This is a genomic window from Mesorhizobium sp. M7A.F.Ca.US.005.03.2.1, assembly GCF_003997795.1.
Classification (GTDB): domain Bacteria; phylum Pseudomonadota; class Alphaproteobacteria; order Rhizobiales; family Rhizobiaceae; genus Mesorhizobium; species Mesorhizobium ciceri.
Genome location: NZ_RZRP01001148.1, coordinates 1 through 1538, shown reverse-complemented (window position 1 = coordinate 1538; position 1538 = coordinate 1). Strand labels below are relative to the sequence as shown.

Here is a 1538-nt window from a genome sequence, read left to right as displayed (position 1 = left end):
ATGTCGTTTCGAACGTCGTTTCGGCCGAGATGCCTGAGCCGACTGTTGTACCAGCACCGCTTGCGATAGCCGAGCACGCTTCCGCGCCAGATATCTGCAACGTGGATGCCGCCGCTAACGCAAGCAACGAAACACCCGCCAATTGATAGGCCTCGCGCGGCACTCTCATTCGATCCCACCTTACGAGAATCGATACCGTCACAGTTAAGGCAATTACAATAAATCACCGGCCCTTCAATGGGGCTCGTTGACTTGATTGACAGGCAGTGTACGCAGCGCGCTGCTCGTCGGCAATGGTTAGGCGTTCGCTCTCAGGCCACTATAAGGTCATGTGTGGCGACAAGGTCACTATCGAACTCAGATTGAACCGCTCAGATGCAGTACGACGCGGTACAAGGACGCGAACATCTAGAGGTCAGAATAGGCTGCCGAAACGGTCAGGCTTCCCGCGTGGGCAACCTTGCGGTCGTAACTTGCCCATATTTCCCCGCCGCACTGCTGGGCCCAGCGATGACAAAAAGAAAAATCGGTAGGCAAGTCCACGTCCGGCGTCACGATCTTCGAAAATGGCGTCAGAAAGCTCTCGAACTGTGCGGCGTATTTGTTTTTTCTGTAGCGCGACCGGTTCACCGTTTCGGGCAGTTTCTCAATTATCCTGGCGACGCAGTCGCGCGAAACCAAGAAGATACCCGTGCCACATAGCGATACCCGCACAAAGCCGCCCATCTCCTGCCGCGGTTCGATGATGGTTCCGAGGAACTCCAGGCTTTGCGCAAAGGCCTTGTCGAACGGCAGTTTCGACAGCGAGTGAAGTTTGCGAAGGTCGACCAGACGCCGCGGATACAAAGTTCCGACTACAGGCTTGTCGAGCGCCAGCATCGCGGCAATGAGATCGGGCGAAAAGCCCATGTCGCTGTCGATCATCAGGATGTGACTGCAGTCCAGCTTCTTGTAGTAGAAATTCGTGAGCAGATAGTTCCGAGAAAACGGTATATCCGTGTACTCGATTTCCGACAGCGTGAACGCGTAGCTGGAAAGGCTTTCGTGAGTCAGGGCCGCAAAAAGGCTGCGAACGAATACGCTTTTGTAGGCTGCTCCGTAAACCGGCAGCGCGAGGTTGATCTTGGTCGGCATCGAGCCCTCCACGGTCCAGTGACTGCATACAAATCCCTTTTTCCTATCTTTGACAGGATACTTGGTATAAAAATTTGCGGGCCTTTGGCGGCACGGGGTCCAAACGCTCGGGCAGATTGCGTTTGCGTCTGGTGCGTTCGAAGGCCGCCGGATCAAGATTGACGCAGGCTGGAACGAGCATGCCGATATGACCCACCGCCACGGATACTTGCGCATCCCGCTGCTCATGCTTTTCGCGATTTTGAGCACGATCGACGTTCGCGCCGCGGTCGAACAGAACGCCTCATTACAGCCGCGCAACCGGCTGGCGATCGTCATCGGCAACACGAACTACCAGAGCAAGCGTCTCGAGCACCTCGCCAACGCGGTCAACGATGCGACGAAACTGTCCGACAGCCTGAAGC

General features: G+C 55.9%; 1 protein-coding gene and 1 pseudogene. One reads left to right on the top strand and one right to left on the bottom strand.

The window, feature by feature from the left end; translation table 11 throughout:
* Positions 1 to 408 precede the first annotated feature (408 nt).
* A complete protein-coding gene (locus EN991_RS35635; RefSeq protein WP_013525277.1) occupies positions 409 to 1134 on the bottom strand; it encodes a hypothetical protein in 726 nt (241 codons plus the stop codon).
* A 187-nt stretch (positions 1135 to 1321) separates the two neighbouring features.
* Here EN991_RS35635 and EN991_RS35630 point away from each other — a divergent pair.
* Positions 1322 to 1538 (top strand): annotated as a pseudogene (locus EN991_RS35630) (caspase family protein); the annotation flags it as partial.

What these genes read in the sequence shown, in the direction of transcription:
- EN991_RS35635 (WP_013525277.1), bottom strand. Translation starts at nt 1,134, where the DNA reads ATGCCGACCAAGATCAACCTCGCGCTGCCGGTTTACGGAGCAGCCTAC.